This is a genomic window from Photobacterium proteolyticum, assembly GCF_001939735.1.
GTDB classification, from domain to species: domain Bacteria; phylum Pseudomonadota; class Gammaproteobacteria; order Enterobacterales; family Vibrionaceae; genus Photobacterium; species Photobacterium proteolyticum.
The window spans coordinates 172,168-193,779 of record NZ_MJIL01000090.1 but is presented as its reverse complement, the minus strand read 5'-3'; the positions used below and the strand labels follow the sequence as shown (position 1 = coordinate 193,779).

The following is a 21,612-nucleotide window of genomic DNA, read 5'->3' as shown; positions in this document are numbered from 1 at the left end:
AATGTATTTTAAAATTTCATTAGACGCTATTTTTTATCTATCCTAGTAAACATGTTTATAATTTAACCCATACCTATCAAGCCCTATGAAATTCTCATTAGACATACAACACTCCCTAACACACCAAATAAGAATAGGCCGTGAAAATAAATTAACAGGAGATTTCACCTGTAACACAATGTAAGTTAACATCTAAAAGAAATAAGCAAAATGACATAAGAGATAACTATTACACTGTTATAAAACCAACACCTCGCAACTACAAATTAATAACATCGCATCGATATTGATCATTATTTAATTCATATAGATATCACATTACAACCTTTTATCAATAATAACCCTTCACAATATTTTTAATAAAAAAGCCACTTACACTTATTGGTAAATGGCTTTTTCAACCGACCTACATCCCCTATTAATCGCCCTCACGGTACTGCTTTTCTACCTCGTCCTGCGGCTCAAACTCATCATACTCAACAGGCATAACCTCGTCGGCACTAAACCTTAACGACGCAGGGACCGAGTAGTTAGGCACATTATCGTAGCTAAAGACCGAATAGTATTTTGGCAAATTGGCATTACCAAACCTGTCAAAGGTATAACTGTCTTTGCCGGCATAAAGCTTCACACCATCAAACGGTGAACGTGGTGGATGAAAACTATTTCGAACCACATACGAACCGACAAAATCGGCATGTTCAGGATTGGTCCATGTTAATTTGACCAATCCGTTCTCCAAGCTTGCCTGTAGCTCTTGTGGCGCCTCAAGTGCCTGCTTACGCCGCTCTATATATTCAATCACCAGCTGAGGGCGCTGCTCGCTGTCGATTGTCTGCCAGTTAACCAGCGCATCTTTTTGACGCGATGCCGACGTGGCACGAATGATCAGATTGACCATTTTTTTGTCTCGATGGAATGACTCGAGGTGCTGTCTGGCTGAGCTATCAAACATAAATAATTGGCGTGGCGTTTTCCCCAACTCCTGGCTGCTAACTTCGTAACCGAGATACTCGATTTTTTCCCGATGTTTGACGCTGCAATAATCGAGATCATCCAGCTCGGCAATTTCTGCAGTGAACCGCATCGGCTGTGATACCCCACTCAAGGACTCACTCTCAATGGCAAAATAAGCCTGAGTGATCACGATATCGGATTCATCGCTAATACAAGACAGCGAAAATGCCACCTGACCAAATACCGTATCACCCTCAGAATCAAACCCACACTGTAACTCCCCTTGCTGTAGCTTATTCTGGCTGATGGTATGGCAATCAGATGCCGCAAGCGCCAGCTGGTAGGGGCGACGAGTATAAATAAGGTCTAGGCAAGGACGATAATGGATCCCGCCACCAAAGCGACCATAGCCAATATCAAACTGCATCATTTGCGAATCGTTGCCGAGCGGCAAACTGTCCGGACCTTGCAGTCGAAGCAGCAACCGGCCCTTTTCAAGCTGATCCTGTACCAGCTGTTTTTCCATAGCACTAAAACGCCAGCTTTTCCAAATTCCCTGAGTCAGCTGATCAGAGTCAATCGCATCACCCAGCGTCTGCAGTGGTGCCGCATGATGGATATCGTCATAGGCAGATAATTCACTGATGTCATCCGGATTAAGAATCGATACCGACCACTCGCCATAATTTTCAATTTTTGCCCCTACCCGATTCATCGGATACAGCGAGAACACTGCATTCTTGATAATGGCATCAGACGGGATCCTGTCCATATCAAAAGCAATGACGCCGTAGCACACTCCCTTGGTCTTATTTACCCCGATAAATAGAGAGTTATGACCAAAATGTTCCGCATTATGGCTTTGAGTCAGCTCACCGACATAACCAATTTGCTCCGGTTTGGGAAATAACGTAAAAGAGAACTCATCTTTTTCCAAACAGGTCTTTATTTTTACCTCGGGGGAAAACGGCGATTTTATCCGGCTCACCCGGTTTACTTTACGCAAATTGTAATAATAGCGATGGCCTGATTTTAACTGCTTGTCGATATATTCATTCTGCGAGGTAATTGCAATTAAGTTTTCCCGGGTGCAATGATATTTCGGCGACTCACTGCGATATACCTGATAATAGCAACCTTCATCATCCGATGAATGATCCCAGCACAGAATCGCCTGATTGGCCGTTATCTCCCTGACCGTAAAGTTTTCCGGTCGAGTTGGGGCCAAATCCGAGTAATTAATGGCATTACCCAGTGCATACAATAAAGCCGGGATATTTTCATCCACACTCTGCGACATGTTAATCAGATAATCGGGAATATTCCTGCTGCCGACTTCCACCACGGCCGACAATATCCCGCGATCATAATAATACTCACGTCCGCTACCATGGATCAGGTTAGCCGGTGGCTTGCCGCGATGAATACCGTACTGACGTTGTGTGACCTTATATATTTCCTGAGCCATATTGGCACACAGAATGTTTAAGTCTGTCCCTTCAATTTCAGCTTCATGGTTAAACTTGTGTGCAGGAAAAAACACATTCCCCTGTGAATGATAATCCAACGCAATCCGAATGTTCCTGTGCGCCTCCACAAAGTGTTTGATAGCCTGAGTTTCAGGTTCCGAGAATGGCCCGGGGCCACCATAGATATTCGACTGGGTATCATTTGAGCGACGGAAGTTAATACCAAAGTTACGGTTCAGATCGACTCCAAATGTTCCATCGCCATTATCTCGCCGGTTCTTGCGCCAAAACGAGAAATGCTTGCGAGAATACTCGAAACCATCCGGATTGAGACAAGGCACCATGTATAACGTGTTACGGGTCAGCGCTTCGACGACATCCGGATTACTGGGGTAATTATCAAGCAGGTACTGAACAAAATTCACCGCCAGCTCGATACCGATCCACTCGCGAGCATGAATTGTCCCGGTATACAGCAGTGCCGGCTTGAGATGGGCGTACGCCACATCCTGCGATACCGTCACCATCATTATCGGCCGACCTTCATGAGTCTCCCCAATGCTTTCCAGCCGAATGAGGTTGGGGTACCTTTCCATTGCCTGAGTCAGGAAGTCAAGCGTCTCCTGATAAGACAGGTATTGTTTTTTCATTGCCGCCCCCTAGCAGACAAGCTCATGATCTTCCCAGCACCGAAGTATCGCCTCGAGTTTCTTCTGCTTGAGGTTTCTAAACGCCGTCAACTGCTGCGGTTCATGCTCAAGCGCATATAACACACCGCTCACACCGAGCGTATCGACAATTTCCTGCGACAACACGTTGCCAATACCTTTCACACTCTGAAAGAAGGCCACAAGCTGTTCAGGCTCAGGTAGGTGCCCGGCATCAGGCTCGGGCTGAACTTCAAGCTTTGATTCAGAAACCGCTCCAGGTAAGGAGTGATGATCTGCCACAGTAACTTCTTGATGATCTTCAATGCCGGTATCAAGAAAACTGTCTGGCTGATTGATTTGAGTTTGTGTTTGTCCGTTGCCAACTGCCCCATGCTCATTACGGTTGTATGGGTTGACTCCGGACAACCGGTGCATATCCTGGAAATTCCATGCCTCACTCGGCCACTCTTCGCCTCGAACATGGCGTGTTTCTAGCAGAGAGTACTGCTCATCAGCGGGAGCATATTCACCGGTATCTGTCGAATGACTAGCCTGACCGAAACTAATATGTCGCATCGTACGTAGCAACGAGGAATCAATCTTGCCCAGCTCTTCCCAGTTTTTATGGGCAAAATACGGTTTGTCGAAGCGCTGTGGAGCCAGTAGCCACATCAGGTACTGACCAATCCAGTCACGAATATAGGGGAAGGCAGCAAAGGCCGTCGCACACTCCAAAATGGTGTATTCATCATCGGTACTTACCGCGATATCGCAGGCCCAGTACTCAGCATTGGCTGCCTTCGATGCCCGAACAGCGAGCTCCAACACTTCCTCGGGAACATTCTGATAGTCCATGCTACCGCCCTGGCTGGTATTGGTCAGCCACTCTCCCTCGGGTGGCCGACGCCAAAATGCACAAACTGGCTGATGGCCCACCAGCATGACCCGGATATCCGCCTTCATTGGGACAAAGTCCTGGATATAGGCGGGGTAATAACGCTTCTCGGAGAACAGACGTACCGCCTCTTCGGCACTGTCGATCTTATGGACAAAATAACCGCCGTAATTCGACGGGCCATATGAGCGCTTCACAATCTTGGGATACTGGGTATCGTTGATGTAAGCCAGCGCCTCCTCAACCTGATAAAAAATCTTGGTTTTAGGGATCGGCAGTTGGTATTTGTGGCAAAAGTGCGTGACGTTTTCCTTGGACTTGTTACAGAACTGGCTATCCAGCGTCGGAATAAACCTCACCTCCGGCAAAGCGCGGGCAATCTCACGGAATGTTTCATAGGCAGTCGCCGGCACATTACCGATCAGAACATTAATTTTTTTCCTTTTTACTTCATCGATGAAACGCTGTTTGTCATTTCCCCAGTGATAGACCACCTGTTCAATCTTATCCGGCCAACCCTTGAAGTTAGACTTATCGAAAAAACGCAAAACATGATCGAGATAAAGCATACCAATCCTGGGTAAAGACTGCTCTGGCATGGTCATAGTATTTCTTCCTTAACAAGAGGGCTTGAAGTTGCGGCAAGATCAAGGGCAGCGAGATCAACAACGGCGGAATCCAGTTCACTGAGCTGGTCTTTTTTGGTCATTTCTTTGCAGACAGTCCGCTCAATAAGATCGACCAAGTAGGCAATCTTGGTATCGTTAAAATTGAGCCCGGCTTTTTCCTGATCCGGGGTAGCGAAGGCCGGGATCCCGTTCACTTCCAGCACCACATACTGCTGATGCTCAATGTCATAAATAATGTCGACGCCAGCCACTTCCAGACCGGTAACTTTAGCGGCCTTCAAAGCCAGTTCTATCACCTCGGGGGTTGGCTCGCGGCAAATCACACTGCCACCGCTGGTCACATTGGTTTTCCAGCTTCCCGATGCTGCCTTGCGGCCGTAGCAGGCCACAAACTTGTTATCGACAATATCTATCCGGTAGTCAGTAAAGTCATTTTCAATCACCCGCTCGATATAGAACTGCGGCGAGCTTTGCTTGGTGATATATGGGTGGATCAAGTCAAGATCACGTTCGCTCTCGAGCTTAATGATCCCATTCCCCCCCCAGCCGTTCACCGGCTTGCAGATAGCCTTACCCTGCCAGAACCGCAGGTGCTCCCTGAGTTGTTCGATATTGTTTTTGTTACAGACAATATAGTCTGAGGTAGGAATGCCGTGTTTCTTCAACAAATGCGCCGTTCGGAACTTATCTTCTGTCAGTTCAAACGCTGCATAGTTATTGATAGTCGGGACCATGCTGCTCAGGGTCTGGTACAAATACACCTGATAAGGCGTCTGCTGACCAGCGTTATAAGAAAAGAACAGGTCCAGCTCATCCATCATGTGACCATTGCAAAAAATACTGCCGTTGTGCGCCGAGGCCTCGCCCAGGTCAAGCCCGGTAATTGCCTCTATATTCCTTTCATTTAGCTGAGCAACAATCTTGCGCTCAATGTCTGTTCCACCTGAATTCTGATACATCCACAAACCAACACGGGGAGGGGCCATGATTTTCTCCTTAATCATTCAAACCTCAAAATATGCCACTAGAGCACAGAAAGATTACAACAAGGTAGTAATATGGTTTCATATCATAGTGTCGCATATTGCTGATAACAGTGAGCCAGGTGGAAATTCTCTGCGAGAATTCTGCAGTTCGCTAAATCTGAGGAAGGAATCAAGTTGTGAAAGGTATCAATTACGCTGATCTCAAAGCGTTGATAGAAGAGAACTCATGGACGCAAAACAAACAAGGTGTCGATGCGAATGGCAGAATGATGCAGGCTTGGCTGGAAGCTCTGGGAATGACCACCACTGTCTATTACCGGGAAAACATCGGTAACCATTTGCTATTTAGCAGCACAAAAGTAAACGGGCTGCCAAAGCTGCTTCTCTTAGGACATTTAGATACGGTTTTCCCGCCACATTCCTTCGAAGGTTTCAGAGAAAACGAAGAGTGGATTTACGGCCCCGGCAGCTGTGATATGAAAGGGGGCAACTTTGTCGCCCTGTCTGCACTGCGCAATGTATTTGCCGAACACGGCCAGCTTTGCAACATCGACTTTCTACTGGTCAGTGACGAGGAGACCGGCAGTGACGACAGCAAGGCCATCACCCGAGAGATTGCCACCAGGTATGATGCCTGCCTGGACTTTGAAGCCGCAGGCGAGGATCATGAAGTCGTCAACGGGCGAAAAGGCGTCGCAACCTATTGCGTCGAGCTTAACGGTGTTGCCGCTCATGCCGGTAACCAATACAGCCAGGGCAAAAATGCCAACCTCGCAGCAGCCAGGCTGCTCATCGCCATGACGGAGCTGACCAGCCTCGAGCAAGGAACCACTATCAACGTCGGCAAAATCAAAGGCGGGATCAGTGCCAACACTATCTCGCCACATGCCCAGTTAATGGTCGAAGCACGTTTCACCCAGGCCGACGAGCAACGACGTGTACTCGACGCTATCCCCACACTAATCCACCAGCACGGTATTGAGGGAGTAAATGCTAACTTGAGCGGCGGCCTTCAGCGAGATGTCATGACGCCATCCACTGAACAGCAGGCTCTCATTGATAAACTCTCCCAGTTGCTGGGATATCCGCTCAAGACCGAGCAACGTGGTGGTGTCAGTGATGCCAATGTCACTTCCGGAGCCGGACTACCGACACTCGATGGTTTCGGTCCTTATGGCGACGGTGACCATACAGAGTTCGAACGCGCCTCCAAGCGCAGTTTTTGCCGCCGTATCGAAGAAGTTACCGCAATAATTCGCCATTATAGCCCCAAACAAAGCACTATGAACTCATAGTAACGGCCTCCTCCCCCGACATTTCTACCCGAGCTCACTGACTCGTTCGTATAGCGCCCTCAACCTCATTGAAGGCGCTATCATTAGTTGTAGTTATATCACTTGGCTATTCGCTACAAATATATAAAATATCAATAACAAAGCCACCACGGAACAAGCGGGTTAGCTCGGTGCTGACGGCACATTCAGGCAACTAGACCTTCAGCACTTAAGGACAACAGTATGATTTTCACCTTCCCCAAGGCAAAAAGCCCCCTGACCGGCATCTTTCTGACGAGCATTGCTTTTTTGATCGGCATCTTTCCCTTTTCTGCCGAGGCGGCCGGACATGGCGAGACAATCCGGGTTGGTGGCGATCATAACTACCCGCCCTACGAGTTTCTCAACGAGAAAGGCGAGCCGGACGGCTATAATACCGAACTGACACTGGCTATTGCCGAGGTCATGGGGATCAACGTCGATATCCAACTCGGCGGCTGGGACGAAATGCGTCACCAACTAGAGACCGGTGAAATTGACGCCTTGCAGGGAATGGTGTTCTCCAAGGAACGTGCCAAAGGCTATGACTTCTCGCCGCCGCATGCGGTTATCCACCAGTCCGTTTTCACCCGTAAAGGCTTGCCGACAATTTCTGAGCTCACCGAACTGAAGGACAGAGAGGTCATCGTACAAAGCGGTGGCATCATGCATGATTACCTGTTACAGAATAAAGTCGGGGCCAAATTGGTGCTGGTTGATACCCATGCCGACGCCCTGAGGCTACTGGCTTCAGGAAAGCATGATTACGCGCTAGTTGCCAACCTTCCCGGCCTATACACCGGCAAGGTGCTCGAGCTCTCCAACATCATCCCGGCAGGTAAACCTTTCGGTGCCCAGCTCTACGGGTATTCCGTACTAAAGGGCAAACAAGATCTGCTTGCCCAGTTCAGCGAAGGGCTGGCTATCCTCAAAAATACCGGTCGGCAACAGGCTCTGTACGACAAATGGCTGGGGCCGTTAGAAGATCAGGGCATGGGCTGGAAAAATCTTGGCTTGGCCGCCGCTTTTGTCTCGACGCTGCTGCTGTTGATCCTCAGTATTATCATGTTCTGGAACCGGGCCCTGAGCCGGGAAGTCGCAAGGCGTACTCAGGAGCAACAACTGCAACAACAACAGTTAATTCAGGCCGACAAGATGACTTCTCTCGGGATACTGGTCTCTGGCGTCGCCCACGAAATCAACAACCCCAGCAGCCTGCTGTTGCTCAATCTGCCGATCCTCAAAGATGTCTACCAGGATGCCGAAGATATCCTGGAAGCCCATTATCAGGAACATGGTGATTTTCTTATCGGTGGCCTGGCATACAGCCGGATGCGCGACGAGATCCCGCCAATGCTTGACGACATGCTGACCGGCACTCACAGGATCCGCAGGATTGTCGATGATCTCCGGGATTTTGCCCGCCAGGAGCCGACCGAACTAAGTGAAACTGTCGTTCTAAATGATGTTGTCGCCACAGCCATTCGCCTGGTCGACAATACTATTTCCAAGTCGACCCGGCACTTTAAGGTTGAGTACACCGAAAACCTGCCATGCTTTGAAGGCAATGCCCAGCGTATCGAGCAGGTCGTGATCAACTTGATCATCAATGCCTGTCAGGCACTGGAAAGCCCGAACGATGGTATTTCTGTCCGCACTTTCTACCTGGCACATGACAATATGCTTAAATTTGAAGTATGCGACCAAGGACACGGCATTGCGCCCGAGCACTTGCCTCACCTGAGCGATCCTTTCTTTACCACCAAACGGGAACAGGGCGGTACCGGACTGGGGCTCTCCGTCTCCTTCAGTATTGTTCAGGAGCATGGTGGTACCCTGGCCTACGATTCCAAACTCGCTCAGGGAACCTGTGTAACCCTTTCGCTACCCGCCATTAAAGGAACAACATCTTCATGAATATTAATCGCTACCCTAGTTTTGGCGTCTTGCTGGTTGATGATGAGGCGGCCTTTCTCCGCAGTCTCAGCATTGTTCTGGAACGACGGGGCGGCATCAACCACATTTTCCAATGCCAGGACAGCCGGGAAGTCATGGATATCATCGCCCGGGAGAATATCGGCCTAGTGCTGCTGGACCTGACGATGCCCAATGTCTCCGGCGAAGTCCTGCTCCAGCAAATTGTCGAAGAGTATCCGGAAATCGGCGTTATTATCATAAGCGGCCTAAATCAACTGGAAACTGCGGTGAACTGCATCCGGCTGGGTGCCTACGACTACTTCGTCAAGACCACAGAAGAAGATAGGCTTATCGAGGGGATCAAGCGCGCCATCCTGATGCAGGAAATGCGTCTTGAGAATCAGGAGATGCGTCGTCGCTTCCTTACCGACACCCTGGAGCGGCCAGAGGCCTTTTCGTCGATCATCACCGAAGACAAAGGCATGCGATCGGTATTTCAGTATCTTGAATCCGTTGCGCCCAGCAGCCAGCCAGTCATGATCTGCGGAGAAAGCGGCGTCGGCAAAGAGCTGATAGCCAGAGCTATCCACACCCTCAGCGATCGCTCCGGCTCACTGATCAGTGTCAATGTCGCCGGACTGGATGACAACGTGTTTGCCGATACCCTTTTTGGTCACCACCGCGGCGCATTTACCGGTGCGGACAAGGCGCGTGCCGGACTGATCGAACAGGCCGCTGGCGGGACGCTGTTTCTGGATGAAATCGGCGATTTAAGCCAGGCATCGCAAGTGAAGCTGCTGCGCCTGTTACAGGAAGGTGAGTACTATCCGCTGGGCAGCGACAGACCGAAACGGCTTCGGGCACGTGTAATTGTTGCAACCCATCAGGATTTGGCACAGAAACAAAAAGAAGGCGATTTTCGCAAAGATCTTTTCTACCGTCTAAAAACTCACCGCGTCGATATCCCGCCGCTACGCCAGCGCAGCACGGATATTCCGCTACTGTTGGAGCACTTTCTCCAGGAGGCTGCGGATGAACTCGGGAAGAACAAACCAACTATCCCCAAAGAGCTGCCGGTTCTGCTGGCCAACTATGCCTTCCCCGGTAATATCCGCGAATTACGGGCACTCGCCTATGATGCGATGAGCCAGCATCGCTCGCACATGCTATCGATGGACGTTTTTCGGCAGGTATTGGACCGAGAGATCACAGCACCCGAGCCGGAAGATCTGGCCGAGCATATGCTTTTCAACCCGGAGCGGCCGCTACCCACGCTACAGGAGGTGGGGGATCTCCTCGTCAACGAAGCCATGCTTCGCGCACAGGGCAATCAGTCTCTGGCCTCCAAGTTACTGGGGATCTCACAACCTGCCCTGAGCAAACGACTAAAGAAGGCCCAGTCTCAATAACCCATAGCCAAGAATCATTAACCAAGAGCCAAGCACTAAAAACGGGGCTTCTAAACCCCTATAACCAAAAGAAAAGTTATAACCTCTGTCTTATAGGATAAGTTACTGATCACAAATGAATAACATCAATTTTACATCGGTAACTTATTCCTTTGGTTATACCCCTTCCACCAAGCGCCCACCCCTTTAATATTCTACTTTTCTCTTTTAAAACATAAGGATAGTGGATAAATCCAAAACTGGCACTCTGCTTGCTTTATATAACTCCAGGTACAGTGGGAAACGCCCACTTAGCCGCTTATTAATGTATTACATACAAGAAGATACAGGGTGTTACCTGACTTCAGTGTTACCGGCTATCTGGCTACAGAGAACCGGTAGTCGATAAGCAACGGACAAGGAACTAACATGGAACAAGCACAAGTGAAGAAAAGCCAGGCTGGCTTTTGGGGCAACCTGGCCCTGTGGAAAAAAATTCTGGTCGGTATGGTACTGGGTGTCATTGCGGGAAGCATTCTCGGACCTGATGCAGAAGTACTCAAGCCTATCGGTACTCTGTTTATCAACGCCATCAAAATGCTGATTGTCCCTCTGGTTTTCTGCTCGCTCGTCGTCGGTGTGACGTCAATGCAGGATACCCGTAAAATGGGCCGTATCGGCGTCAAATCTGTCGCCATTTATCTCGGAACGACTGCTGTAGCTATCAGTATCGGTCTGGGCCTGGCAACATTGCTGACTCCTGGCGAAGGCCTGAACATGGCTGCAACCGCTGCGGCCTCAGAAGCCAAGGAAGCTCCGACGCTAGTGCAAACCATTCTTAATCTGGTTCCAAAAAACCCTATCAGCGCACTGGCAGCCGGTAACATTCTGCAAATCATTGTCTTCGCTCTTGGTCTGGGTGTCGCTTTAAACCTGTGTGGCGAAAAGGCCAAGCCTGCTATTGCCGTGTTCGACAGCCTTGCCGAAGCAATGTACAAGCTGACTGAGCTTGTTATGAAGCTGGCGCCTTACGGTATCTTCGGTCTGATGGCTTGGGTTGCCGGTAAGTACGGTCTGGATATTCTGCTGCCACTATTTAAAGTAATTGCCGTTGCCTATATTGGCAGCCTGCTGCACGTACTGGTGTTCTACTCTGGTGTTATCAAGTTCGTTGGTCGCCTAAATCCAATTCCTTATATCAAGGGGCTTGTTAACCCGGCAGCCGTAGCGTTCACCACCACGAGCAGTTCAGGTACTTTGCCTGCAACGATCAAGTGTGCACGTGAAGAAATGGGTGTCTCAAAAGGGATTTCAAGCTTTGTTCTGCCTTTGGGTGCAACCATCAATATGGATGGTACGGCGCTTTACCAGGGTGTTGCTGCACTGTTTGTTGCGCAGGCATTCGGGATTGATCTTGCGTTTGCCGACTACCTGACCATCATTTTGACTGCTACGCTAGCGTCTATCGGTACGGCTGGTGTACCGGGTGCGGGTCTTATCATGCTGTCACTGGTTCTGACCACCGTTGGCCTGCCAATGGAAGGACTGGCGATTATTGCCGGTATCGACCGTATCCTTGATATGGCACGTACCAGTGTGAATGTATGCGGCGACTTGATGGTATCTATCTTAGTTGGCCGTAGCGAAAACGAGCTGGACACCGAAGTGTATAACAACACAGGTGAGGTCTATGGCCGCACTAGCGAAGAGGCAGCGTAAATCCCGCTAACTCAGCGATACAAAAGCAAAGGCCAGGTAAAGAATACCTGGCCTTTTTCTATCGATTTACCGCCATGATAATTATTAGATGAAAATCCCTGACAGGAAGAAGCCAACAGGTACAGCACTAATAATGCCAAGCATGCCCGGCAGGAAGAATGGGTGGTTGACGATCAGTGAGCCGTTCCACTTACTGCTCAAGAATGAGCCAGTATCATCGGTTGCGATAGCAAACGCCGTCGTCGGGTAGATGTTAGTCATATACAGCGCACTGACGGCAACAAAGCTCGCCAAGATAGTTCCAGCATCGACACCTAGCGTAGCAGCAATCGGTACTAGCAGCGCACTGGTTGCGCCCTGGCTAAACAACAAGGCACTGGTACCGAAGAAGACAACTGACAACAGAGCCGGATACTGGTTTAGCACACTACCAGCCACGTCTTTAATTTCACCGATATGGGCACCGATGATCGTCGAGCTCAGCCATACAATACCCAGGATAACAATCAGTGATTCTGCGCCGTCTCGGAAAATTGGCGCATGCTTGATATCCGTCAGCTGTACCTTACAGGTCATTGCCATCACGAATGAGATAAACAGCATGGTGATAACAATAATATCTTTAGAGCCTAGTGTATGGCCAATAACCGATTTGAACATCAGCATAGCAACAATGAAGATCACGCCACCCAAAAATAGCATTACAGAACGTTTTGCTTCAGGCGTTGGCTCAGCATCTTTATCTTCTTCTGAGCTAAAGTTGACCAGGCCTTTCTTGACGCGCTCCTGATAAATCGGATCCTCGGCCAGTTCCACACCCTGCTTGCTTGCGACAAAGGCAGCAACTGCCGAACCCACAAGGGCTGCTGGTAGAATCACACAAATGGCATCGAAGAAGTTAACACCCATCTTCTCAACAACAACATACATAGCTGCTGTTGCACCGGAAATTGGTGAAGCGGTAATCGCAATTTGCGAGGCAACAACCGCCGAGCTCAGAGGCTGACTTGGGCGCACTCCATTATCTTTGGCAACCTGCTGAATAACGTTCAATACAGACATTGCCGTGTAACCCGTTCCAGCAAGAGTCGTTAGGGTAAAAGTTGTCGCTGGCGCAAGGATATTGATGTATTTGGGATTATTGCGCAGCATCTTCTCTGCACATTTCACCATATAGCCCATCCCCCCAGCTTGCTGCATCACAGACAAGGCCAGAATAACTGACATAATGATTAAGATAACAGACACAGGAATAGAGCCTGGTGCCAAACCCATAATATAGACAGCAATCACCATTCCGACACCACCGGCCAATCCGACGCCGATACCGCCGAGCCGGGCAGCAAGAATAATACATCCCAATAAGAGAATGATTTCCAACAACAGCATAGTAAGTCCTCTTTCTAGTTTTATAATTTATTTTTGTTTCTCAACCAACCTGATCAAGAAACAAGCAATACGCTTCCAGTCAGCTTTCAATTGCTGATACATATAGAGATATGAGTAACAAGCCTATAAAGATAAAATTATTGATAACGACTCATCGCAGTATATTTATTATTGTTATTTGTTCAGATTTATTTGAATGCAATGAACTGGGCAGTAAGGGTAATTAAGAGAAAATACCGGCGTTCTGATAACACTCGCTAACACTAGCTGTGACTTTGAAGGCAAATTCAATCAAATGAACAAAAAAATGATCATGACTAATATTAGTTTTATCAGCTATTTATCTACACGTCCCAATTCATTCAGCAACCTTATATAGACTTGATTTATATAAACTGTACTTAGCTTTCCGGCGAGATTGAAATGCTGAAAATAAAGTTGTTATGCGAAATCAGCATCATAGAAACACTACTCAGATCACTGAATATTCGACAAAATCATATGAGGCAACCTATAAGCATCATACTGATTACAAATACAACCCACCGAGAACACACCACAATCAAGCCACAATCACAAATAACCAGGAAGATTAAAATACACCACAACAATTAACATGGTTAGACTGGCTTTTTTTTCCACTATACGTATTAGATATTTATTTGTAATACATAAAACCCCTACCTGAATCACATAATAAAATAAGTGAGCAAAATCACGGTTTTAATTGAATTAAAATTCATAGTTATTCATTATTTTCAAACTAAGAAAACACTATTTGATTAAATAATTAGCACTATGCAATAAATGCATTGTTGCTTACTTTTAAGCATTTCACTTTGTTCAATAAAAAGAACATTGTGTCCGTGTCATTTCACTATCAATAAAGGTAACGGCTATGCTCGACAATTCTAATAAAGTACGTATTGAAGAAGATCTTCTTGGTCAGCTTGAAATTCCAGCATCTGCTTATTACGGGATCCATTCATTACGCGCCTACCAGAACTTCAATATCTCGTCGATGAAGATTTCTGATGTGCCTGAATTTGTTCGCGGTATGGTTTTTACCAAAAAAGCAGCAGCTAAAGCGAATACTGAGCTCGGCACCATTCCAAGCGATGTGGGCAAATACATCGTCGAGGCATGTGATCTGATCCTAACCACAGGTAAATGCATGGATCAGTTCATCTCTGATGTCTATCAGGGTGGTGCGGGTACGTCTGTTAACATGAATGCCAACGAGGTTATCGCCAACGTCGCCCTTGAACTAAAAGGGCACGAAAAAGGCGAATATGACATCATTAACCCTAATGACCATGTCAACAAGAGCCAGTCAACCAACTGTGCATACCCAACAGGCTTCCGTGTTGCTGTCTATAACAGCATCATGAAAATGATTGACTCAATCGAACACCTGCAGGCAGCCTTTGATGCCAAGAGCGATGAGTTCCAAGACGTTTTGAAAATGGGTCGTACCCAGCTTCAAGACGCCGTTCCTATGACTGTTGGCCAGGAATTCCATGCATTCAGCATTCTGGTTAAAGAAGAAATCAAGAACCTGAAGTATGCCGCTTCACTACTGCTTGAAGTTAACCTGGGCGCAACAGCGATTGGCACAGGCCTTAACGCACCAGAAGGTTATCAGGAACTGGCAGTCAAATACCTTGCCGAAGCGACAGGCTTAGACTGTGTACCGTCTGAAGACCTGATTGAAGCCACCTCTGACTGTGGTGCTTACGTAACGGTTCACGCAGCACTGAAACGTCTGGCCGTGAAACTGTCAAAAGTATGTAACGATCTTCGTCTGCTTTCATCTGGCCCACGCGCAGGCCTTAACGAACTGAACCTGCCTGAAATGCAAGCTGGTTCTTCCATCATGCCAGCCAAAGTAAACCCAGTGATCCCTGAAGTGGTCAACCAGGTTTGCTTCAAAGTGATCGGTAACGATACAACCGTCACTTTTGCAGCAGAAGCTGGCCAGCTTCAGCTTAATGTTATGGAGCCAGTTATCGGTCAGGCAATCTTCGAGTCAATTGAATTGCTTGGTAATGCCTGTGTTAACCTTGCTGATAAGTGCATCAGTGGCATCACAGTAAACCAGAATGTTTGTGAAGACTTCGTGTTTAACTCGATTGGTATCGTCACGTATCTGAACCCGTTCATTGGCCACCATGAAGGTGACATTGTAGGTAAGATCTGTGCTGAAACAGGCAAAAGCGTTAAAGAGGTAACACTTGAACGTAAGCTGCTGGCAGAAGAACAACTGGAAGAAATCTTCTCGGTACAGAACTTGATGCACCCAGAATACAAAGCAAAGCTATATAACTAATATTAAATGTTATAAGCAAAAATAAAAGGGCTAGTAACTAGCCCTTTTATTTTATAAATGTTAACCGCTCAGCTCTTTCATCGGGCTAATACGACTTAGCTCATTCCACATCGCTTCACATGAGGAATGCAACTTGGAATAATAGCGGTACACATACAAATCTAACGGCACAGGCTCACGTTCAGTTAATATTTCCAATTGCCCTGACGCAAGCTCTTCTTTAATTGCATAATCCGGTAACCAGCTAATTCCTTTACCCTGCAATACCAGCGCTTTAATAAAATCTGTCATCGATGATGAACAAACGGTATTAGGAGTTAACTTTCCATTTGCCCGATGTAATGCTCTTCCCATATAACTCTCTGGGGTATAATCCAAGCAAGGGACATCCTCGTTATTTGCAAGATCAAAGAGTGCTTCTCCGTTTTCATCCACAGCAGAAACACAATATAAATAACTACGCCCTAGATAGATTGATCTGTAAGGTGCAACTTGTAATCTGTCTTCATAAAAGGAAAAAAGAAAGTCACATTTTCCGTCGATCAATAATTCAACAGCATCATCTACTTCATTGGCGTCAACCGAAAGACTCGTGTTCAGTTTTGGGTCAAACAAACATGAATGCAACTTAGGTAACAGGCTGATTGCAATAGAGTGTGCGGCACTGAGCCGAACAGTATGACGACCGTGAAATGAGCTTCCGGCCAGGCGGCTAACTTCTTCATCTATTTGATGCAAAATGGATTGTGCCGTCGTCTTAAACTGCTTTCCGCACAGTGTCAGTTCGATAGGCGATTTGCTACGGTCAATTAATACCAAACCTAACTCTGCTTCAAGCGACTTTATTCGTCGACTAAATGCCGGTTGAGTAACATTACGAACAGCAGCTGCATGAGAAAAGTTTTTTAATTCAGCAAGGGTAAGAAAATCTTGCAGCCATTTTGTTTCTATGTTTTTCATTCGTCATTCTCAGTAGTCTTGGTTCCACGACAGTTATCATCCCTTAATAACTTAGTACAAAAAAACAGCTATCTTATAGTTTATTATAGGCCATCCGTAGGTGGCAGTAAGGATCAATCAGTAATTAACATCTGTCTATTAAGTTGATCACAAAGTGTAAAACTAACATGATGCATTTTAATAACCAAGCCTTTTTTTTCAGCATTTCACATACTAGATGAATAATCATACCATCCAGATGCAACATCAAAAATAATTATTCACCCTTTGTATTAACAAAATAAATGACAAGATAAATACAAGTATATTTATCGCTCAACATAACAAGAAAAAATCATCAAATTATTATAAGAAACCCGTATCCTAATAAATTAAAGGTCAATAATATGAACTTAATCATTAAGTTATTGTGTGGAATATTAATAGGCATACTAATGGGTATGTTTTCCCCGGAAATAATCGTTCAAGCACTGATAACTGTGAAATATTTGGTTAGTCAGCTAATCAAATTTACCATTCCGCTATTAATCCTCTTTTATGTTACCAGCGGCATTGCCAGCCTGCCGAAAAACTCAGGTAAATTACTGGGCAAGACCGTTGGTCTGGCTTATTTATCCACTTTAGGTGCCGGTATTATTGCGTATATGGTGGCAAAGAGCCTGTTCCCTGCTTTGCTAAGCGGTGCCGGTGAGCTACCAGAAGCCGAAACTGTTCTTTCTCCACTTCTAGCACTTCAGATCCCGCCGGTCATGAACATTATGACGGCACTCAGCATTGCCTTTATTTTTGGCCTCGGGATCTCCAATACCGGTGCCGAGCAACTGAGAAAGCTCAGTGATCAAGGCCGCGATATCATCGAGTTGTTCCTTAATAAAGTCATGATCCCAGCGCTACCGTTTTATATCGCTGGTGTCTTTGCCGACATGACCATCAAGGGCACGGTATTTGCCACGCTGAAAACGTTCAGCCTGGTGCTACTTGCCGTTATCGCCATGCACTGGTTCTGGTTGAGCTTCCAGTTCGTTACCGCTGGCGTAGCTCTGAAAAAATCACCCCTGACTATCCTGCGCACCATGATGCCGGCGTACTTTACTGCAGTCGGCACAATGTCTTCGGCAGCAACGGTGCCGGTTACCTTGCAACAAACCAAGCGTAATGGCGTCTCGAATTCTATTGCCAACTTCGTTGTACCACTGTGTGCCAATATCCACATGTCCGGCTCGGTGATCAGTATCGCCAGCGTCGCGGTTGCCGTCATTATCATGACCGGCGCAGGCCCGGTTCCAAGCCTGCTTGAAGCCCTGCCGTTTATTGCCATGCTGGGTATCACTATGGTAGCTGCGCCGGGCGCACCGGGCGGTGCCGTTATGGCCTCTGTTGGTCTGCTCGGCTCTATGCTGGGCTTCACCGAAGAAATGATTGCCCTGCAAATCGTTCTCCACCTGGCGCAAGACAGCTTCGGCACCGCCTGTAATGTTACTGGCGACGGTGTCATCGCCCTGCTAATCGATAAAGTCTCTGACGCACCGGAGGAGGCTGGAGAGGAGTTAATTCCCGTCGAAGAAACAGCCTAATTCCCCCTTCACTGCTGGTTATCACTGCAAGGGCTGTTTAAACAGCCCTTGCTTTAAAACAATAGGATTCATCGCCACATGTACGAAAACAACAAAACCTTATACCTTCCTTATGCCGGACCGGCGTTGCTTGAAAATGCGCTACTCAACAAGGGCAGTGCCTTTTCACCAGAAGAAAGGCAGAATTTCAGCCTGACCGGTCTGCTACCGGCAACCATTGAATCCATTACCGAGCAAGAAGAGCGGGCATACAGCCAGTACCAGACGTTCAAAAACGATCTGGATAAGCACATTTACCTGCGCAATATCCAGGATACTAACGAAACCCTTTACTACCGCTTGATCGTCAACCATATCGAAGAAATGATGCCGATCATCTATACCCCGACCGTAGGCGCAGCCTGCGAGAAGTTCTCGAATATCTACCGCCGCGGCCGTGGGCTGTTTCTCGCTTACCCTGATCGTGGCAGCATGGTCGATATTCTCAATAATGCCGCACGCCAGGATGTGAAAATTATCGTGATCACCGACGGCGAGAGGATCCTCGGGCTTGGCGATCAGGGGATCGGCGGTATGGGCATTCCAATCGGTAAACTGGCGCTCTATACCGCCTGTGGCGGCATCAACCCGGCCAATACACTACCGATTGTTCTGGATGTCGGAACCAACAACACCCAGCGACTATCTGATCCTATGTACATGGGCTGGCGGCATCCCCGTATCACCGGACAGGAATATGATGATTTTGTCGAAGAGGTGATCCAGGCAGTGAGAAGCCGCTGGCCAAATGCCCTGATCCAATTTGAAGACTTCGCCCAGAAAAACGCCATGCCTTTGCTTAACCGTTACAAAGACAAAGTCTGCTGTTTTAACGATGATATTCAGGGAACGGCCGCTGTGACCGTCGGTAGTCTGCTTGCAGCCTGTAAAGCTGCCAATTCCAAGCTATCTGAACAGCGTGTGACCTTTGTCGGTGCCGGTTCTGCCGGATGTGGCATTGCCGAGGCCATTGTGGCGCAAATGGTCTCCGAGGGCCTGAGCGATCTTGAAGCCCGTGCACGGATCTTCATGGTAGATCGCTGGGGACTGCTTACCGACAACATGCAAAACCTGCTCAGTTTCCAGCAAAAGCTGGCGCAGAAAAGTGCAACGGTTGATAAGTGGAATGACACCGACAGCATTTCGCTGATGGATGTGATCAGCAATGCCAAGCCGACTGTACTGATCGGAGTATCAGGCGTACCCGGGTTATTCAGCCAGGAAGTGATCATCGAGATGCATGCCCACTGCAAACGCCCTATTGTGCTGCCCCTTTCCAACCCCACCAGCCGTGTTGAAGCCACACCGGCTGATATTATCCGCTGGACAGAAGGTGACGCGCTTATTGCAACTGGCAGCCCGTTCGACCCGGTGCTCTTTGACGGCAAGAGCTACCCTATCGCCCAGTGCAACAATAGCTATATTTTCCCGGGCATAGGCCTTGGCGTTCTGGCCAGCGGCGCAAGCCGGGTAACGGACGAAATGCTGATGGAAAGCAGCCGGGCACTGGCAGAATGCTCGCCGTTAGCCCTAAACGGACACGGTGCCCTTCTGCCACCATTGGAAGCGATTCAACAGGTTTCTCGTCATATTGCTCTGGCCGTCGCCAAAAAGGCCGTAGAGCAAAACAAGGCACCGAAACGCAGTGACGAGCAACTGCTTGAAAAAATTGATACTACCTTCTGGGAGCCTGAATATCTGAAGTACAAACGTACTGCGCTCTAAAGCAACCATCCATATAAAACCAACAGTACCAACTTAATCAATACCTACCTAAAACAGCCCCCCTCAATACTGAGGAGGGCTGTTGTATTTCTTCAGATGGTTATCATTAGCTCGCCATCACTTTTATCCCAAAGAGAGTAAACAGCCCTCCGGTCAGGTAATCAATCATATTTGAAGCCCGCTGGTAGAACTGCTGGGCAGACGGTCTGGAAAAAACAGTCACCAGAAACAGGTGCCAGAAAAGCGTGATCCCGCCCATTAGCACCATACTCATCAGAGTCAATTCTGTTGTCATCGTTGCAGGCATTGCCACAGAGAACAAACTGACCACGAACAGCCCGGTCTTGGGATTTATCATACTGGTTACAAACGATAGCCGAAATAACTGCACTGGCTTTAGCGGCGTGAGTGTCTGGCTTACCTCCCCCCCTTTCCCGTTCTGTCTTCTGGTCGCAATGATTCGTGTGACCCCGAGATAGAGCAGATACATACCGCCCGTTATCTTCATCACGGTAAACAACCAGGGAAATGTCTTGAGCACAATTAATAACCCGGACGCCCCCAGCGCTGCCCACAGCATCACAGCAATACTCACGCCAAATGCCGACCAGATAGCTAACCGACGCTGAAATCGCAATGCCGTGTTCATCGTCAGCAACACATTGGCACCAGGAGTTATTGCTGCCAGCACCCAAATCACAATGATATTCGCTGCAACGTCCAAGTAGTTCGCCATGCTGAAAAGTCCTTTCTTTGCTTAAAATCGATAGATGCTTTCATTAAAAACAACTAGATAACGGTCACCAGCGGTTCTTCTATTCCCTGCCACTCGACACTGGCTGTCAACACCACACCGGCAGCAGAGCCGCTGGCAGCACTGGTCACCACCAGCTGATTTCCCTGCTCGCCGCCGAGCGCAACCATGGTCGGATTGTCGGCCGGTACAGGGATCACATGTGTCACTTCGCCCTCAGCATTGAGTCGCAAGACCGATTTTCCGGCATACATCGCGACCCAATACCCACCGAGGCTATCAACACAGGCACCATCCGGCCGGCCTTCAAAAGCTGACAGATCAGCAAATACCTCACTCTCACCATAGGCGCTGGTGGCAGGATCATAGTCAGCCCGGTAGATCACACGGGATCCGGTATCTGCCCAATAAAGAATCTTGCCACAAGGAGAAAAAGCCAAACCGTTACAAGTCCAGGCATACATCGGCATGGCAGCCAACTGATCTTCACCAGCCAGCTGGTAAAACTGTCCTTTATCGCCAACCTTTGCCCCGTTTCGGGTACCTGCGATAAAATGTCCTCCGGGGGCTGCCCTGCCATCATTGAAACGTATACGGGGATGCGTCTTAACCAGTGGGGCTACCAGTTGCCTATCTGCATTCCAGTCCGTTAATAGATACACACCCGATTTCGTTGCAAGCACGTAACCTTCTTCCTGCCACATCGCCACACAGCCAAGTGGTTCATCCCAACGCCTTACGGCCAGCTGGTTATCGTGATAACGCCACAACTCCCCATTGGCAATATCAACCCAGAACCAGAATTGATGACGCCAATCCCACCGGGGACATTCTGCAAGCGTAAAGTCGTGTTCAACCAGAGGCTCAAAATCCAATGCCAATTGCCGGGCTTCTTTCATGTCAAATCCTTTGCCTGCCA

14 protein-coding genes are annotated in these 21,612 nt (G+C 48.0%); 7 read left to right on the top strand and 7 right to left on the bottom strand.

Going from position 1 to position 21,612, the window contains the following annotated elements; genetic code table 11:
• Positions 1 to 418: 418 nt before the first annotated feature.
• From BIT28_RS20950 to BIT28_RS20940, 3 genes are read right to left on the bottom strand one after another with little or no spacing between them, the layout of a single operon-like run.
• Positions 419 to 3,076, bottom strand: coding sequence for a M14 family zinc carboxypeptidase (locus tag BIT28_RS20950; protein WP_075766885.1), 2,658 nt, complete (start codon positions 3,074 to 3,076; stop codon positions 419 to 421).
• 9 nt (positions 3,077 to 3,085) lie between these two features.
• Positions 3,086 to 4,576: an ATP-grasp domain-containing protein gene (locus BIT28_RS20945; RefSeq protein ID WP_075766884.1), complete on the bottom strand. Its 1,491-nt coding sequence runs from the start codon at positions 4,574 to 4,576 to the stop codon at positions 3,086 to 3,088.
• A complete protein-coding gene (locus BIT28_RS20940) occupies positions 4,573 to 5,586 on the bottom strand; it encodes an ATP-grasp domain-containing protein (RefSeq protein ID WP_075766883.1) in 1,014 nt (337 codons plus the stop codon). Before BIT28_RS20940 ends, BIT28_RS20945 begins: the two co-directional genes overlap by 4 nt.
• 176 nt (positions 5,587 to 5,762) lie before the next feature.
• On the opposite strand from BIT28_RS20940, the gene BIT28_RS20935 reads away from it, so the two are divergent.
• From BIT28_RS20935 to BIT28_RS20920, 4 genes are all read left to right on the top strand, one after another.
• Positions 5,763 to 6,881 (top strand): M20 family metallopeptidase, encoded by a 1,119-nt coding sequence (locus BIT28_RS20935; protein WP_075766882.1) that lies wholly within the window; start codon positions 5,763 to 5,765, stop codon positions 6,879 to 6,881.
• 222 nt (positions 6,882 to 7,103) lie between these two features.
• Positions 7,104 to 8,816 (top strand): transporter substrate-binding domain-containing protein, encoded by a 1,713-nt coding sequence (locus BIT28_RS20930; RefSeq protein ID WP_083652018.1) that lies wholly within the window; start codon positions 7,104 to 7,106, stop codon positions 8,814 to 8,816.
• Positions 8,813 to 10,225, top strand: a complete 1,413-nt coding sequence (locus tag BIT28_RS20925; RefSeq protein ID WP_075766881.1) for a sigma-54-dependent transcriptional regulator — start codon at positions 8,813 to 8,815, stop codon at positions 10,223 to 10,225. Before BIT28_RS20930 ends, BIT28_RS20925 begins: the two co-directional genes overlap by 4 nt.
• Before the next feature lie 408 nt (positions 10,226 to 10,633).
• Entirely contained in the window at positions 10,634 to 11,923 is a 1,290-nt protein-coding gene (locus BIT28_RS20920; protein ID WP_075766880.1) for a dicarboxylate/amino acid:cation symporter, read from the top strand.
• An 84-nt stretch (positions 11,924 to 12,007) separates the two neighbouring features.
• On the opposite strand, the gene BIT28_RS20915 is transcribed toward BIT28_RS20920, so the two are convergent.
• A complete protein-coding gene (locus BIT28_RS20915) occupies positions 12,008 to 13,312 on the bottom strand; it encodes an anaerobic C4-dicarboxylate transporter (RefSeq protein WP_075766879.1) in 1,305 nt (434 codons plus the stop codon).
• 898 nt (positions 13,313 to 14,210) lie between these two features.
• Between BIT28_RS20915 and aspA the strand changes: the two genes are divergently transcribed.
• Positions 14,211 to 15,641 carry an aspartate ammonia-lyase gene (gene aspA / locus BIT28_RS20910; protein WP_075766878.1) on the top strand — a complete coding sequence of 477 codons (1,431 nt, stop codon included), beginning with the start codon at positions 14,211 to 14,213 and terminating at the stop codon, positions 15,639 to 15,641.
• A 60-nt stretch (positions 15,642 to 15,701) separates the two neighbouring features.
• Here the strand turns inward: aspA and BIT28_RS20905 are convergent, their stop codons facing one another.
• Positions 15,702 to 16,601, bottom strand: a complete 900-nt coding sequence (locus BIT28_RS20905) for a LysR substrate-binding domain-containing protein (protein WP_075766877.1) — start codon at positions 16,599 to 16,601, stop codon at positions 15,702 to 15,704.
• Positions 16,602 to 16,987: 386 nt separating this feature from the next.
• Between BIT28_RS20905 and BIT28_RS20900 the strand changes: the two genes are divergently transcribed.
• Positions 16,988 to 18,175, top strand: a complete 1,188-nt coding sequence (locus BIT28_RS20900; protein ID WP_075766876.1) for a dicarboxylate/amino acid:cation symporter — start codon at positions 16,988 to 16,990, stop codon at positions 18,173 to 18,175.
• A 78-nt stretch (positions 18,176 to 18,253) separates the two neighbouring features.
• Complete coding sequence (locus BIT28_RS20895) at positions 18,254 to 19,939, top strand: NAD-dependent malic enzyme (RefSeq protein ID WP_075766875.1); 1,686 nt, start codon at positions 18,254 to 18,256, stop codon at positions 19,937 to 19,939.
• Between the two features lie 106 nt (positions 19,940 to 20,045).
• Here BIT28_RS20895 and BIT28_RS20890 read toward each other — a convergent pair whose 3' ends face one another.
• Together BIT28_RS20890 and BIT28_RS20885 are read right to left on the bottom strand one after the other, a co-directional pair.
• Positions 20,046 to 20,675, bottom strand: coding sequence for a LysE family translocator (locus BIT28_RS20890; protein ID WP_075766874.1), 630 nt, complete (start codon positions 20,673 to 20,675; stop codon positions 20,046 to 20,048).
• 53 nt (positions 20,676 to 20,728) lie between these two features.
• Entirely contained in the window at positions 20,729 to 21,592 is an 864-nt protein-coding gene (locus BIT28_RS20885; protein ID WP_075766873.1) for an SMP-30/gluconolactonase/LRE family protein, read from the bottom strand.
• Positions 21,593 to 21,612: the final 20 nt, after the last annotated feature.

Excerpts from the sequence above, each read along its gene's own strand:
- BIT28_RS20950 (WP_075766885.1), bottom strand. The coding sequence starts at position 3,076 with ATGAAAAAACAATACCTGTCTTATCAGGAGACGCTTGACTTCCTGACT.
- BIT28_RS20945 (WP_075766884.1), bottom strand. The coding sequence starts at position 4,576 with ATGACCATGCCAGAGCAGTCTTTACCCAGGATTGGTATGCTTTATCTC.
- BIT28_RS20940 (WP_075766883.1), bottom strand. The coding sequence starts at position 5,586 with ATGGCCCCTCCCCGTGTTGGTTTGTGGATGTATCAGAATTCAGGTGGA.
- BIT28_RS20930 (WP_083652018.1), top strand. The coding sequence starts at position 7,104 with ATGATTTTCACCTTCCCCAAGGCAAAAAGCCCCCTGACCGGCATCTTT.
- BIT28_RS20925 (WP_075766881.1), top strand. The coding sequence starts at position 8,813 with ATGAATATTAATCGCTACCCTAGTTTTGGCGTCTTGCTGGTTGATGAT.
- BIT28_RS20920 (WP_075766880.1), top strand. The coding sequence starts at position 10,634 with ATGGAACAAGCACAAGTGAAGAAAAGCCAGGCTGGCTTTTGGGGCAAC.
- BIT28_RS20915 (WP_075766879.1), bottom strand. The coding sequence starts at position 13,312 with ATGCTGTTGTTGGAAATCATTCTCTTATTGGGATGTATTATTCTTGCT.
- aspA (WP_075766878.1), top strand. The coding sequence starts at position 14,211 with ATGCTCGACAATTCTAATAAAGTACGTATTGAAGAAGATCTTCTTGGT.
- BIT28_RS20905 (WP_075766877.1), bottom strand. The coding sequence starts at position 16,601 with ATGAAAAACATAGAAACAAAATGGCTGCAAGATTTTCTTACCCTTGCT.
- BIT28_RS20900 (WP_075766876.1), top strand. The coding sequence starts at position 16,988 with ATGAACTTAATCATTAAGTTATTGTGTGGAATATTAATAGGCATACTA.
- BIT28_RS20895 (WP_075766875.1), top strand. The coding sequence starts at position 18,254 with ATGTACGAAAACAACAAAACCTTATACCTTCCTTATGCCGGACCGGCG.
- BIT28_RS20890 (WP_075766874.1), bottom strand. The coding sequence starts at position 20,675 with ATGGCGAACTACTTGGACGTTGCAGCGAATATCATTGTGATTTGGGTG.
- BIT28_RS20885 (WP_075766873.1), bottom strand. The coding sequence starts at position 21,592 with ATGAAAGAAGCCCGGCAATTGGCATTGGATTTTGAGCCTCTGGTTGAA.